We start from the raw sequence: 14,873 nt of genomic DNA on the forward strand, positions 1-14,873 counted from the left end.
TGGCAAATGGTGACGAATTACCTATTAATATGGGAAAATAAAGGGAACGCAACTATTATGTACTTCCCACTTTTCGTTAAAAGAAAATGGAGTAATACATTAAAAAAAAAGTTACCTCAGCTTCATGAAGCTTTTATAAACGTCTTTTCTTTAAAACTAATTTCTACTAATTTTTATCCAAAACATATGTATGTTGTGTTAAAACTACAAAAACTATTAAAAAAGGATGGATACACATCATGAAAAAATCTAGCAATTGTTTTACTCGATCTATTTGGTCAAAAAAAATTACCCTATCGATAGCTTTTATTTTATTTACTGTTTTGGTGATAGGCTGTTCCTCGACAGAAGAAGAGCCATCTTCAAGAGAGTCGTTAGAGGATTTAGAGGCAGAGATTGATTACTTACATTCCCTTCAAGAAATAATGGATGAACTACATATCAAACTAAATCAAAGTCATGTTACAGATGATACTGTCGTATTAAGGGTTCCGGGGAATGAAGAAAAATTACGAGAGACTTCACAATCTATAAGAGACTTATCTCATCGTCTCGATGCTTTGAACCCTCCAAGTGAATACACGCGGGTTCAACGTGCGTATGAAAAAGCTTTCCCGTATTATATTGACTCCGTTTCACATTTAATTGTTTATGCTGCTGGAGGAAGTGTCACTGAGCTTTCGAATTATAGACATAACTTTGAAGAAGGAGAAAAGCATGTTGATGAAGCAACAGCGCTTATAAGTAGAATGTTAGAGGAGGTCAACTAATTTCGTTTGGTAGTCCCCTCTTAAATAAGGGTAGGTTGTTTCTTCAATTGCTTCGAATATTTTATTTAGATGTATGGGAAAAACAAAGTGTCTAGGGTCACTATTTCACAATACCTCATTAGACACGTAATTATGTTTGTTTGCTTCCTTACTGTTCACCTTATTCCTGTTGAAAACCAAAAAATTATGCTATTGCTTCAAATGTTAGAACGTTTCAGTGTTCCCAAAAATATGTTATATTAAAAAAGCTTTTGCCAAAAAGAAATGTTGTAACGTTACATTTCATAAAATTAGTAGAGGAGTGGGATTTTGTTTAAAGCAAAAATAATTCTTCTTGCACTGTTTTCTATCACACTGTCAGCATGTGGCGATAACGAAACTTCAAGTGCAGAAGAAGAACATCAAGATGTAGCAGAAGAAGAAATTGTTAGCGAGATTGACAAAGTAACAGAGGAAGTTGTAGAAGAGGTCACAGAAGAAATCAATGAGGAAGATTATCTCATCCTACCTATGGCATTTCTGGATGTACAATTACCTATTATACATAATGACGATGGTGCCGTTTCTATTGTAGGTTATCATGTAGACGCTTTTGAAGAGGATCGTGAAAAACATACTTTCGCTATATTATATGAAGGAAACTATGCTGATGCGTATCGGTTAGAAGAGGGGCAAAAGCAACTCTATTTTTCTCCAGAATTGTACTTTATTTTTGACGAAGGTAGTTTTGTAGAAGCGTCAATGGAATCTACTATTTACCATGAATCTGAAGATAGCATGCTTATTTTTTTCAATACAACTTATAGTGATTCAAGTGAGTTAACGGACATTGACTTAACATATTCTATATTAGGGGAAGAGGTTTCAGAGAGAGTATCGATGGATGAGATAGAGATGCAACATACTGAATGGGATTTCCCTGGTGTAAAAACACTTCCAGAAACGACGTACAATGTCGATATAAGTTTTGAGGATGAAGAAAAGCAGTTAAATGTTGATACTGTCCAATATATAGATGGCGCCTTTAAAGTTTTCGGTGACGTGACGTTCCACGACGATGTAACATCGAAAATTAGTGGTGCGCTACAAATCCCATACGCAAAATATGATGCCATGAGTTCAGGGAACTATGAAAAAGAGTATGCAGCAGGAGCAACTGAAAGCTTTGAACTGAATATTAACGTAATGTACGAACCAACATTAAATGATCAAGTGCTGCAATTTTATATAAACGAGTATACTTTTGCTTTGCACCTTGAAACTGGAGAAATACTGGAAAGCGCGCCTGTGAAATTAAGCGCCCTCCCTTTTGAAAACGCTCATTTAAATGATGAGTACATTGATTTTGGAGGCTTATATAATAGATACAATTCAGTACTTGCTGACACCTTTGATGGCGTGATCTTCCAAAGTCATCAATCACAATTTACAACTCACCATGAGCTAGGTTACGACTACGAAAGACACTTGACTGTTATGCATGGCGGATTCAACTTAAACAACCGTTTTTCATCTTTTGAAACAGATGTCACATTAACTGTTCAAGAAGATGTTACAGCAAAAATATATTTCTTCACTTTAAACGAAGAGCGCATTCACTCTATTTTTATTCCAGCATTAGCCTATGCGATTAATGAGGACGATGGTTTATACGATCCTCCAGTAAAAGAAGTTACATTAACAGCAGACAATCCAACTGAGCGTATTAGCCTTAGCGTTGAAGGAGCTAACCAATTAATGGTTGTTGGCTTTGTTGGTGAAACGGATAGCAACGGCAACATAGATAGTGCCGCGTATAAACATTTTATCTTGCATAATGGCGAATTTCGTTAAAGGGTATGGAGAGGAGAAAACATGATATTTTTCAAAAATAAGTTCGTTTCTTTCAACAATAGCTGCCGTAAATGTGGCGCACCAAATGGTGTAGGAGATTATTACTGCAATAAATGTGGGGAAAAACTAGACTAGTTCTTTGAAGCTTGCGTTAATAAAGTAAAATAATTTCGCAAAGGAATACCCCTTCGCCTATTGCTATAGAGGATGCCTCATGAGGTGGACGAACAAGTCTTTTGTTGCATCCTCGTTATTTTTTCACAGCGTTGTACCGATCATTATTCTACAATCTTTTACAGGATTTTATGATATCGGTAGCGAATTTTATTATAGTAACGAACACTTTCCAAACACCATTTATGCAAACTTATTTACTGCGCTACAAATGGAATTTTTTCGTTTTTCAGTAGTATGATATACAAAATTAAATAAAGGAGGAGAGTATAATGAAGTATACTGCAGAATTTATTTTGGGACTTATCGGCTCTATTTTAGGTTTTATATTCGCAATCATATGGTTATTCATGGGAACAGGCTTCTGGGCTCACTTTATCTTCGGCTTCCAAGGGGGCTGGTATATGGATGATTCGCTATTCGTAGTTGGCTTCTTTATCGCTGCGTTCCAATCAATTGTCTTAATAGGAATTTACATTTGTTCAGTCATCTTTTCGATACCATCAAATATCGAGAAAAATCAGAAACGAAGCAGTATCATTCTTATTGTCGGCGGCAGTGTAGCCTTAATTATTAATATCGCTTCACTCATCCCAAGCGTACTTATACTCATTTCTGGTATTTTGCTCACACGTAAACGACCGCCAGAACAAGCGGATGTATAAAAGGGTAATATAGCTATTCATTTATTATCATTTCATTATGGAAACATAAACGGTGTTGAAGCATATTGATCATGTATTGATTAATATGCTTTTTTAGTGTTGGCCGCGTGTTCTGAAAAATTCTCTATCGACACTTTTGGCTTTTCCCTTACTATAATATCTGTTCTGAAAAGCGCTCTATCGGTATTTTTTCTCATTTGGCATCTCTCTATATGCTCATACAGCCTCTCTATCGGCACTTCATCTTTTGCTTCATCTCTCTATATTCTCATAAAGGCTCCCCTATCAGCACTTTTCCTCATGCATTATCTCTCTATATGCTCATACAGTTACGGATTCGCTCCAAAGCATATGCGTGTAACAGGCGATATTAAAAAGCCTGATAGGAGTGGATTTCTCCTAACAGGCGAGCGACTGCAATACAAATAAAAGGCGCTGAAAAAGATGCTATGTACTTTTTCACTGGCCTCCATAGCAGACTACAGAATGTCGCATTCGAAATAACTAGTTATCGCTTTTTTTAGCAGCCCCTACTTGTTCACCTTCACTATAAAGCGTCATTTCCCCATCTCCATACATAATTTCAATTATTTCAGGGTCTTCCTCGTGTACTAATTCGGCTTTTCCATCCTCCACTTTATTCACTGTGAAATTCTCCATATGTCCGTCAACTAATAAAAAGCCTTCGCTTCCATCTTCCGTAAATGTGAGCGATGCATCTTCTTCTACTACTGGACCACCGAACATCTCGTAAATTTCCCAAGTGCCAGCTAGCTCATCTTCGTTTCCACAAGCCCCCAGCAAAAATGCCGTTATTACAACGACGAACATGACATTAAATAACTTCATACTTTTCCACTCCTTCAATTATGTATTTTTAGATTTTACCACTAATCCTGTGATGAAGGTAATTTTTTTAACTTCATTCATTTTGGTCATAATAATAAAAACAGCGTTTTAGGGGGAGTAATAAATGCCACGTAAAAAGACAGAAGAGGAAGAAGTAGTGGAAAACGATAGTCTAGATGCCCTTTCCGATCACGACAACGACCAACAAGAAGATGAAGTAGCGCGGCTGAATCGTTTATTAGCGGCAGTTTTAACTTACATTTCCGATGACGATATTGAAGAAATTGATATTGAATCGTTGATGGATAATACAGATGGGTTAAGAGATTGGTGGGATACATACCGTGAAAACAATAGAAAAGTACTTGAAAAGGAAATAAGTAAATCATTGAGTAAGCTGTCTTTGGAGGATTTAGAGGAAATTCGTGAAAGGATTAAAGGATCTGAAGAATAGTAAATGCTTACGGAGTCTTTGTCATTCATTTTATAGGGACTGAAGAAGTGGTGTTCTTTCACTTTTTCAACGGCCTTAAGCAATGTGCGTAGCCGTCGCAATCATTAAAAAGCCTGATAGGAGTGGATTTCTCCTATCAGGCGAGCGACGAGTGTAGCCATTGCAATACAAATAAAATGAACTGAAAAAGTTGCTATGTACTTTTTCAGTGCCCTCCGATCCTTATCTTTCCCTCCCTACTACTGTTTGTCACATTCCAAAAACTAGTTATTGCTTTTTTTTGCAGCCCCTATTTCTTCGCCTTCAATAAGAAATATCATTTCCCCATCTTCATACATAATTTCAAGTATTACTTGAAGTAATTCGGCTTTGCCATCCTCCACTTTATTTACTGTAAAATTTTGCATATAGTCATCACTTAATGTATGGCCTTCACTTCCATCTTCCGTAAATGTGATCGTTGCACCTTCTTCTACTACAGATTCACCAAACATTTCGTAAATTTCCCAAGTACCCGCTAGCTCATCTTCATTTCCACACGCACTTAACAAAAGTGACATTATTACAACGACGAATATGACATTAAATAGCTTCATACGTTTCTCCCCCTTCTCTTTTGGTACTTTTTTACATATTACCACTAATCTTATGCTGAATGTACTTTTTTCACTTCATTTATTTTGGTCATAATACTAAAAACAGCGTTTTAGGGGGCGTAATTAATGCCACATAAATAGAAGAGAGAGGGAGAACTTCTAAAAGGTTCTAGTTAAAAGCGCAAGTAGTTCCATTTGTGAGGAGGAAAATACAAATATAACCGCAATTCCTAGTCCAAATAGATAGCTAATTGGACTAGGAATTTTTATTGATATAACAAGTTTTTTCCTTAATTTAGTCTCTGATTGATGGCCCCCGAAATATCGTACTAAAAAACAACAGACTAATGCTCATTATTCAATAATTATTTTGTATGCTAAAGTATCTGCTATTTACCTATCTAAAATGGTGTTGAATTAGGTGGAAATTATGTAACCAATAAAGATACATGTAAAAAACCAACTAGACTGGAGTAATCGTTCTTCATTTTATCTCCAACTAACGCAATACATCTATTTTACAAAAACTGCATGATAAGGTTAGACGGTTGCTGAAATGAGTTGCGTAGATAAGTGGAGAAATTCCGCTTATTTATAAAATAGCAACAAAAATCACTGGAATAGAAGGAGAAATTCCGGCTATTTATTAAAAAGTCGTGAAAATAAGCCATTTTACTTTGCTTAAAGGGAAAAACTCCGCTTATTTAACACTAATCAAACGCAATTCTGGAGCATAAGTGGAAAAACTCCGCTTATTTCAAAATCTCACTACCTCCCCTAAATAAATCATCCCCCCTGTAGTATCAAAGTGAGGGAGTTTAAGGACATTTTTTATAGTGTTAATTTTTAATAAAAAACGAGACAATTTCACATAGTGAAATTGTCTCGTTTTTGCTGTATCATTTTTAGTTTTCTCCCTCTAAACGGAACTACTTATTAAAAGCGCTTGTCCCTTTTTTTATTAAAGTAATAATGATTTCAGCCAATTCCTTCGGTGGTGTATCCATGCCATTTTTCAACCAGCGCTGCACAACATGTATACTCCCGCTAATCGTAAATAAGCTCGCATATTGAGATACTTCATGTTCAATGTCGCTTCGAGCTAGTATACTTTTCATCGTATGTTCGTGAGCTAGCATCATGACCCTTCTTTGGAAATGGACATCCCCGTGCTCACTAAATAAAACTTCACAAACGTCACTATTCTCTTTGACATACTCTAGCACTTTAACCGTCATTTGGAGTGCTTCATCGTCCTTATTATAGTTGTAATGAGATAACGTGTCGTTTACATCGTTCATAATTTCATCTTCAATTTGCTTGAGAAGATCGTATTGACTAGAAAAATGAGAGTAAAATGTAGAGCGATTTATATCTGCTCCCTCACATATTTCTTTAATCGTAATATTGGAAATCGGCTTCTCCTTTAAAATATTCATTAAACTTTCCTTCAACACCATTCTCGTATATTTTTTACGACGATCTATTTTTGAACTCATATATTTCACCTTCCACCCTTTCCAATTCAAAATGAAGCTTGTCATAAGTCTATAAGGTAATCCCTATTTAGCGATCCATTTTATGAAAACGTCTACATATTCTACATGTTTTCACACATTTTAATGTTACCCAACACTAACATGCTGTTTTGTTGTGAAATAAACAAATGTTAAAGAACTGTTTGTTGATAAAACAACACGGTGTCATTATAATTGTAAGGTGGTAAGAAAGCAATCAATAAGAAAAACTAAAAAAAAGCTAACTGAGCTCGTTTTTAGTCTTTTCTTAGAAGCAGTGGAATTTCGCCGTAGCTCTTAAAGTACTAGTGAGTGCTTTTCTCGCTAGTAGGCATGACCATAAAATCCCACTGCCAAATTTATACTTTCTTTAAATATAATTTTACTTTATATAGAGGAAGATGTTGTGTAGGTGATGAGAGGTTCATCCTCCCACTTTCGCGCTTCCAAGGAGATGGTTCAGATTGATATAGCAGCTAGAATTGTGAAGCATAAAAAGTTAATTGTCGTCTTTTTTATGGTGTTAGCTGTCGTTTCAGCTATTGTACAGTTTTTCGTTTCGGTCAATTACAATATGGTAGATTACTTACCAGATGAGGCCCAATCGACAAAGGCGATGGAAGTGATGGAGCAAGAGTTTTCTGGCTCTGTTCCGAATACTCGTGTCATGATCCATGACGTGACCGTTCAAGAAGCACTCATATTTAAGGAAGAGCTATCTGCGATCGATGGCGTCTATGATGTCACGTGGCTCGATGATGAAATAGACTTAAAAACACCGCTTGAAATGGCTAATGAGGACACAGTGGAATCTTATTTCAAAGATAACAAAGCGTTGTTTTCCTTTAGCATTCGTCAAGGCGAAGAGGTCGAAGTAACCGATGAAATTTATGCACTCATCGGCGAGGATAATGCCCTTGCAGGCGAAGCCGTCGACACTGCCGAGTCACAAAAAATGGCTGGTGCAGAAGCAGTATACGCTGCAGCTTTACTTATTCCTATTATTATTTTTATATTAGTTATTTCTACAACGTCGTGGGTAGAGCCCGTATTTTTTCTTACAGCCATCGGCGTTTCTGTTCTCATAAACTTAGGAACGAACATTTTTTTAGGAGAGGTGTCCTTCGTTACGCAATCGGTCGCACCGATTTTACAGCTCGCCGTTTCGCTCGACTATGCGATCTTTTTACTTCACAGCTTCCATGATTATAGGAAGAAAGTCGAAAATCCTGAGGAAGCGATGCAGCTCGCGATAAAAAAATCGTTTCCAGCTATTGCATCAAGTGCAGCGACAACATTTTTCGGTTTTATTGCACTTACGTTCATGCAGTTTGAAATTGGTGCAGACCTTGGTGTCAATCTCGTAAAAGGAATCGTGCTAAGTTTTATTAGTGTGATGGTATTTTTACCTGCATTAACGCTATTGTTTTACAAGTGGATGGATAAAACGAAGCATAAACAATTCATTCCTGATTTCAAAGGTGTCGGCAATGTCGTGATGAAGCTTCGCGTGCCAAGCTTGCTCATCGTGTTTATCTTAATCGTTCCGAGCTTTTTGGCGCAAAGCAGTACAACGTTTACGTATGGGATTGGAGAGCATCCGGATACAACACGTGCTGGTAGTGATTTCTATGCTATTGAAGAAGAATTTGGACAGTTAACACCGATCGTCGTCCTCGTTCCTAGAGGCGATATTGTGAAGGAAGCACAGCTAAGTGACGATTTTAAAAAAATGGATCATGTGAAAAGTGTCCTGTCCTATACGAGCACAGTTAGTCCAGCTATTCCACCAGAGTATTTAGACAGTGCCATTACAGAGCAGTTTTATTCTGAAAACTATAGCCGAATCATTTTATATACGGATACCGAAAAAGAAGGCGATATTCCCTTCGCTGTCGTGGAAGCCGTGCAAAGTGCTGCAGGCTATTACTATGATGACTATTACACACTAGGGGAAAGTGTCACATTATACGATATTAAATCTACCGTTACGCAAGATAATCTCGTCGTAAATGTATTGACAGTAGTCGCGATTGCTATTGTCCTTCTCGTGACATTTAGATCGATTACGATTCCGATCGTGTTGCTATTAACAATTCAATCTGCGGTATGGATCAATCTAGCAGTACCTTATTTCACCGACTCCCCACTAGTTTTTGTCGGGTATTTAATTATTAGTACTGTGCAGTTAGCCGCAACAGTCGACTACGGGATTTTGTTTACAGAGGATTATAAAGAGAGACGCAAAGAGATGCCAGCTCTAACCGCCATTAAACAAACCGTCGATAAAAAAATATTCTCTATTTCCATATCCGCGTCCATCTTATCAAGCGTCGGATTTATTCTCTGGATTACATCAACAAACCCTATCGTATCATCTATAGGGCTTTTACTTGGCAGAGGGGCATTACTAGCCTTTATTATGGTCGTATTCTTCCTTCCTGCTATGCTTTACATTTCCGATAAGCTGATTGAAAAAACAACGTGGAAAGCAAATTTTTATAAGGAGAAATGATGATGAGAAAAAAACAAATACTACTCGTTTTCTTAGCCGCTGTGCTTGTCTTGCCGTCATTTCTAGTGAGTGCTGCAACAAGCGAAACGATAAGCACAACTGCATCTGAAGAGAATAACCCCGCAAGCGGTACATTTACGTCAAAGGATGAAGTCGTTTATGCGGCGTTAAGCCCAAATGGCATAATGGAAGAGATTTATGTCGTTAACATATTCGAAGTGTTAGAGCCTGGAACGATCATCGATTACGGCAATTACACGAGCGTGAAAAATTTAACGAATTTATCTACCATTGAGCAATCAGGCAATAAAATAGAATTAGATGCTCCTGAAGGGAAGTTCTTTTATCAAGGGAATATGAAAAACGAGCGCCTCCCTTGGAACTTTGCGATTTCCTATTATTTAGATGGTGAAGAAATTGATCCCGCATCGCTCCCTGGAAAAGACGGGCACGTTCAAATAAAAATAGAGACGACTGCAAACGAAGGTGTAGAGACGACGTTTTATGAGAACTATTTATTGCAAATTTCGTTAACACTCGATACAGATTTATTTAGAAACATTGAAGCAGAAGATGCTTCGATGGCAAATGCCGGTAAAAACAAGCAAATTACCTTTACTGGCATGCCGGAAGAAGACGGAGAATTCGTTGTAGAAGCTGACGTCACGGAGTTTGAAATGAAAGGTATTGAGATTGCCGCTGTCCCGTACAACATGTCCTTTGATGGACCAGATATGGATGATATGACTGGCGACATGGAATCACTGACAGATGCAATTAGGCAAATCAATGAAGGTGTCTTTGATTTAAATAATGGCGTCATAGATTTAAATAGCGGTGTTTTTGAGCTTCGAAATGGTTCGGCGGAATTCCAAGGTGGGATGACAGAAATTAATGATGCTTCCACTGAGCTCATTGATGGATCAGCGATGATTAATGAGGCACTTGCTACCATAAATGAAGCAGTAGGAGAAAACACGATTGATTTTGATTTTGAAATTATCGATATGAGTGAATTAGAGCAGCTGCCAAATAGCCTATCTCAGCTAGCAAACGGCATTGATGAAACTGCAGATGTGCTCGCTTCTATCCACGAAACATATTCAGAGGCGTACGCTAGCTTAGACGAAGCAATGCAAAACATTCCTGAGTATGATATTTCTGATGAAGATATAGAGAGATTATATGAAAGTGGTGTAGATGAAGAGATTATTGATCAGCTCGTCGAAACGTATCATGCTGCTCGTCAAGCGAGCGGCACATATGACCGCCTGAAAGAAGGCTTAGATACCGTCGATACGAGGCTTGGCGAAATGGCAGCTTCATCAAAGCAAGTAAGTGAAATTCTAAAGGTAGTCTCTGTCGAGTTAGAGTCAGCTTTAGAGGATATGGACCTGGCAGACATCACAGACTCTTTCACGCAACTAGAAGAAGGGATGGCGGAGCTCTCCTCATCCTATAACGAGTTTCATAATGGATTGTTAAGCTATACTAACGGTGTCGCTGAGCTTTCAAACGGGTACAACGAGCTTCACTCAGGTATCGTCCAATTGTCTAATGGAACAGATGAACTAGAATCTGGTGTTGGTGAATTGTACGATGGCACAAACGAATTGTACGAATCAACAAACAGATTACCTGATCAAATGAAGGAAGAAATCGATAAAATGATCGCCGAATTCGACAGATCTGATTTCGAACCAGTGTCATTTGTCTCTGCAGACAACAACGAAATCAACTCGGTTCAATTCGTAATACGAACAGAAAACATCTCCATGGATGAAGCAGAAGAAACAACTGAGGAAGAAGAAGAAAAAAGCTTTTGGCAAAAGCTCTGGGATTTGTTTTTTGGATAAGAAAAACGTAATAACAGCTTCGTGAAGCTGTTATTACGTCTTTTCTTAGAAGCGGTGAAGAAATGATGCCAAGTTTTACTTCTTTTTCTATAAAGAGGTTGTCTCATAAATGGTAGAAAGTACTGGCAATGGCTTCGTTCGTTGCGCGACTACTATGAGAAAACCACTCATAGTAGTCTTTTAAAAGATTGCAACGACTACGCACATTGCTTTGAGGCACTGAAAAAGGTAAATTTCGACCTTTTTCAGTGCTCACTACTACGCGTGGCACCATTTCCACCGCCAAGTTTTAAATTTCTTATCTTTTATGAAAAACGTAATAACAGCTTCGTGAAGCTGTTATTACGTCTTTTCTTAGAAGCGGTGAAGAAATGATGCCAAGTTTTACTTCTTTTTCTATAAAGAGGTTGTCTCATAAATGGTAGAAAGTACTGGCAATGGCTTCGTTCGTTGCGCGACTACTATGAGAAAACCACTCATAGTAGTCTTTTAAAAGATTGCAACGACTACGCACATTGCTTTGAGGCACTGAAAAAGGTAAATTTCGACCTTTTTCAGTGCTCACTACTACGCGTGGCAGCATTTCCACCGCCATAGTTTAATTTTCACTTTATTATAACTCTGATTGTTCCTTCACTGATTTTTTTCTTATCACGAACAATGTTGCTCCACCTAATAAGAGCAGTACAAGCCCCATTAACATTACTGTATAAGTGTTTGTTGCAGTATCTGGTAGCTTTTCTCCAGCTTTTTCACCTGATTCTTCATCAAGTTTAGAATCCGAATCATCCTTCACTACTTCCGAATCCGAATCTTCTGACTTTTTGTCTTCCTCAGAATCTGTGTCTTCCTGTTCTCTTGGCTGTTCCTCATCTTCGTCTTGTATAGGTTCTTCCCCATTAGGATCTTTTTCTTCATCTTTGTCTTCGTCTTGTGGATCCTCAGGTAAATCTTGTTCTTCATTAGCTACAGTTAATAGAACGGTACCTCCGTCAGCCATCGCTGGAATACTTACAGTTACTTCTGTTCCATCCGCTTCGTACGTTACTCCACTGTAGCTATCTGTTACTGTAGCACCAGATTCAACCTCGAGTGTTACTTCTTGCACCTCTTCCGAAACGTTTAAACCAACAAACACACTTTCTCCTTCAAACGAACGATCAAATACAAGAAACTCTTCTTCATCTGATCCTGCTATTTGACTTCGATCACCTCTTGCAAAAATGAGGGAATGATCATTTCTAAATGACAATAGCTTTTGATAGTGTTCTAGAATGTGATTATCCTCAACACTATCCCAATCTAAGTCATACCTGTTGTCATATTGTGGCCAGTTATTCGCACCAGATTGACCAAGCTCCTCGCCGTAATAAATAACCGGTTGCCCTTTAGCTGTTATTTGAAGCGCTGCAGCTATTTTAAGCATTCCTTCATTTCCATCGACTAGATGACTAAGGAAACCATCTTCATCGTGACTTCCAAGAAACTGTCCTAGTGTTGCCGTATTGTCAATTATTGCGTTTCTCTCAATCAGATCTTGGTTGACGCTTTCCAGTTGCCCTTGTGCAAACCTCCTTGCACTTCCCTTAAATTCAAAGTCTAGTAGCGAATCCATTGTTCCCGTATTTAGGTAGCCATGATCATTATTTTGCCCAGCACCCCAAGACTCACCAATTAGTTTAAAATCAGGTTTCAACAATGTTAATTCTGTTTTAAATTGTTGCCATGTAGCATCATCTACGTGTTTCACTGTGTCTACTCGATAGTAAGAAATCGTATTACCATTTTCCGTTGTAGCACGATCTATCCAGCTCGTTTGCCAATCAATCAGTGTTTCACTCACGCTTGGGTCCTCAGTAATAAAATCAGGTAAATAGGATAGTTCCATCGTTAAATCATTAGATCCTGGTCTTTCTCGAATCATCCCTTCGAACCGCTCACGATCAGCGTCTGTCGGATAGCCAATTGGACGCTCATCTTCAGGTAGAGCATCCTCCATCTTTAGGCCGTATCCTGGATGATTCAAAACAACATCGACCATGATTTTCATGTTACGCTCAGCTGCTGAATCAATTAGTTCATGGAAATCTTCTAATGTACCAAGATGTGGGTTAAGTTCTTCAAAATTCTTTGCCCAATACCCATGATAGCCAAAAAATGCACCTGGACTGCCCTCTGGTGTATCTACAGAACCGAGGTCATGGCCAATGTTCTCCACTATTGGCGTGATCCAAATAGTATTAATACCTAAATCTTCCAAATAGTCTAGGTTTTTCGTAATCCCTTTAAAATCTCCACCTTGATAAGTACCACGGATATTGTCGTAATTTTCATAACCGATACCGTATGGATCATTGTTGCTTGGATCACCATCATAAAAACGGTCTGTTAGCATAAAATAAATAATCGCTTCATCCCAGTCAAAGTCACCATTTTTCTCTGGACGCGGTTCAACTTGAACCGTTGTTGTGGTGTGATACGTTCCGTTATCTTCATCAACGACTGTTATTGGAATTGTTTTCTCACCTGGTTCAATATCGTAACGAACGGAAATTGATATTCTATTATTAAATGAAACTACTTGCTTCTTATTTGATCCACCTAATTCAGTAAGATCGATGAATATTTCATTAATTCCTACGTCATCATTGTTCTCAATATCCACCGATAAAACAGCATTTTCATTATAGTTCAATGAAGAAGAAACTTCTCCAGAAACGGTGATATCATACTCGCCGTCCTTATACTCTATTTCTTCTTCCTCTTCATCTATATAATACGGATTCGTATATATATGATTATTTCTTCCGTTAATGAAAATTTGATCATGATTTTCTAAGTCTTCAAACGTAAAGTCACCAAACTGTTCAGTCGTTTCCATATTTACAAACAAGAAACGAATATGAGTACCATCTTCTCTATACTCAACGTCAGTATATGCCCCATGTTTCCCTACTTGATCATTAGAAAAAGGTTGTGCTCCAATTGGCCAACCGCCTCTATCTTCGGACATTTCTAATACGTCTCCCCATAACCATAATCCCCATGGTTCATAAGAGCCGTCTTCTGAGTAGTAATGAACTCGAATATGGTTTTCCTCTAACTCCACTGGTTCATAAAGGGAAATGTCACCATCTCTAGATATCCAAACCTCGTCCATATTTTCTGAAATAATATCAATTTTCAAAGAGGAATCTAGTAATTCCGTATCTTCATATAACACGATCATTTCTAATAACTCAGGATCTTCGATAAGCTCAATATCTACATATGGTCCGTAGTCAGTTGCTTGTCCCTCTGGAAAAGCCATCCCATTTGGCCAGCTGTCTAACTCTTCAGACCAGGTTGCTGCGTCTCCGTAAATCCATAACCTTATATTAGCAATCTCAAGTTCTCCACTTTCAAAGTGAACACGTATATGATTCTCTGGAATATCCGACTGTCCCTCATGCTCCTCCGCATTAACAAATGGTGTTGGAGAAAATTTAGGAATCAAAGTAAACAACATAATAATAATCATACTAATAGCTAAGTAACGATTGTTTTTACGCTTCAGCAATATCCTTCCACTCCCTTAGTTAATTTAAGTGTTCATAAAAATCCAAAATCTCAGTTTGAACTAAACTAGTACACTAGTATGCGAC

12 protein-coding genes are annotated in these 14,873 nt (G+C 37.9%); 8 read left to right on the plus strand and 4 right to left on the minus strand.

Features of this window, described 5'->3' with window-relative positions; genetic code table 11:
- The first annotated feature begins 239 nt into the window (after positions 1 to 239).
- The 5 genes from BCELL_RS18690 (at position 240) to BCELL_RS18705 (ending at position 3,442) form a co-directional block, all read left to right on the plus strand.
- Entirely contained in the window at positions 240 to 770 is a 531-nt protein-coding gene (locus tag BCELL_RS18690) for a hypothetical protein (protein WP_013490346.1), read from the plus strand.
- 309 nt (positions 771 to 1,079) lie between these two features.
- Positions 1,080 to 2,603: a hypothetical protein gene (locus BCELL_RS18695; protein WP_013490347.1), complete on the plus strand. Its 1,524-nt coding sequence runs from the start codon at positions 1,080 to 1,082 to the stop codon at positions 2,601 to 2,603.
- Positions 2,604 to 2,624: 21 nt separating this feature from the next.
- Entirely contained in the window at positions 2,625 to 2,738 is a 114-nt protein-coding gene (locus tag BCELL_RS23365; RefSeq protein ID WP_483459058.1) for a zinc-ribbon domain-containing protein, read from the plus strand.
- 79 nt (positions 2,739 to 2,817) lie between these two features.
- Complete coding sequence (locus BCELL_RS18700) at positions 2,818 to 3,018, plus strand: hypothetical protein (RefSeq protein WP_013490348.1); 201 nt, start codon at positions 2,818 to 2,820, stop codon at positions 3,016 to 3,018.
- Between the two features lie 31 nt (positions 3,019 to 3,049).
- Positions 3,050 to 3,442, plus strand: a complete 393-nt coding sequence (locus BCELL_RS18705; protein ID WP_013490349.1) for a hypothetical protein — start codon at positions 3,050 to 3,052, stop codon at positions 3,440 to 3,442.
- A gap of 504 nt (positions 3,443 to 3,946) precedes the next feature.
- Here BCELL_RS18705 and BCELL_RS18710 read toward each other — a convergent pair.
- Positions 3,947 to 4,291, minus strand: coding sequence for a hypothetical protein (locus BCELL_RS18710; RefSeq protein WP_013490350.1), 345 nt, complete (start codon positions 4,289 to 4,291; stop codon positions 3,947 to 3,949).
- Positions 4,292 to 4,415: 124 nt separating this feature from the next.
- Here BCELL_RS18710 and BCELL_RS18715 point away from each other — a divergent pair, with 124 nt between their 5' ends.
- A complete protein-coding gene (locus tag BCELL_RS18715; protein WP_013490351.1) occupies positions 4,416 to 4,745 on the plus strand; it encodes a hypothetical protein in 330 nt (109 codons plus the stop codon).
- Between the two features lie 263 nt (positions 4,746 to 5,008).
- On the opposite strand, the gene BCELL_RS18720 is transcribed toward BCELL_RS18715, so the two are convergent.
- Together BCELL_RS18720 and BCELL_RS18725 are read right to left on the minus strand one after the other, a co-directional pair.
- Positions 5,009 to 5,341 carry a hypothetical protein gene (locus BCELL_RS18720; protein ID WP_013490352.1) on the minus strand — a complete coding sequence of 111 codons (333 nt, stop codon included), beginning with the start codon at positions 5,339 to 5,341 and terminating at the stop codon, positions 5,009 to 5,011.
- 929 nt (positions 5,342 to 6,270) lie between these two features.
- On the minus strand, positions 6,271 to 6,840 hold the full coding sequence (locus BCELL_RS18725; RefSeq protein ID WP_013490353.1) for a TetR/AcrR family transcriptional regulator: 570 nt from the start codon (positions 6,838 to 6,840) through the stop codon (positions 6,271 to 6,273).
- Between the two features lie 433 nt (positions 6,841 to 7,273).
- On the opposite strand from BCELL_RS18725, the gene BCELL_RS18730 reads away from it, so the two are divergent.
- Together BCELL_RS18730 and BCELL_RS18735 are read left to right on the plus strand one after the other, a co-directional pair.
- Complete coding sequence (locus BCELL_RS18730; RefSeq protein ID WP_245547048.1) at positions 7,274 to 9,373, plus strand: efflux RND transporter permease subunit; 2,100 nt, start codon at positions 7,274 to 7,276, stop codon at positions 9,371 to 9,373.
- Between the two features lie 2 nt (positions 9,374 to 9,375).
- Positions 9,376 to 11,229 (plus strand): coiled-coil domain-containing protein, encoded by a 1,854-nt coding sequence (locus tag BCELL_RS18735; RefSeq protein WP_041808412.1) that lies wholly within the window; start codon positions 9,376 to 9,378, stop codon positions 11,227 to 11,229.
- A gap of 613 nt (positions 11,230 to 11,842) precedes the next feature.
- Here the strand turns inward: BCELL_RS18735 and BCELL_RS21800 are convergent.
- Entirely contained in the window at positions 11,843 to 14,788 is a 2,946-nt protein-coding gene (locus BCELL_RS21800) for an alpha-amylase family glycosyl hydrolase (RefSeq protein WP_013490358.1), read from the minus strand.
- Positions 14,789 to 14,873 lie beyond the last annotated feature (85 nt).

Source organism: Evansella cellulosilytica DSM 2522, from assembly GCF_000177235.2.
Classification (GTDB): Bacteria; Bacillota; Bacilli; order Bacillales; family Salisediminibacteriaceae; genus Evansella; species Evansella cellulosilytica.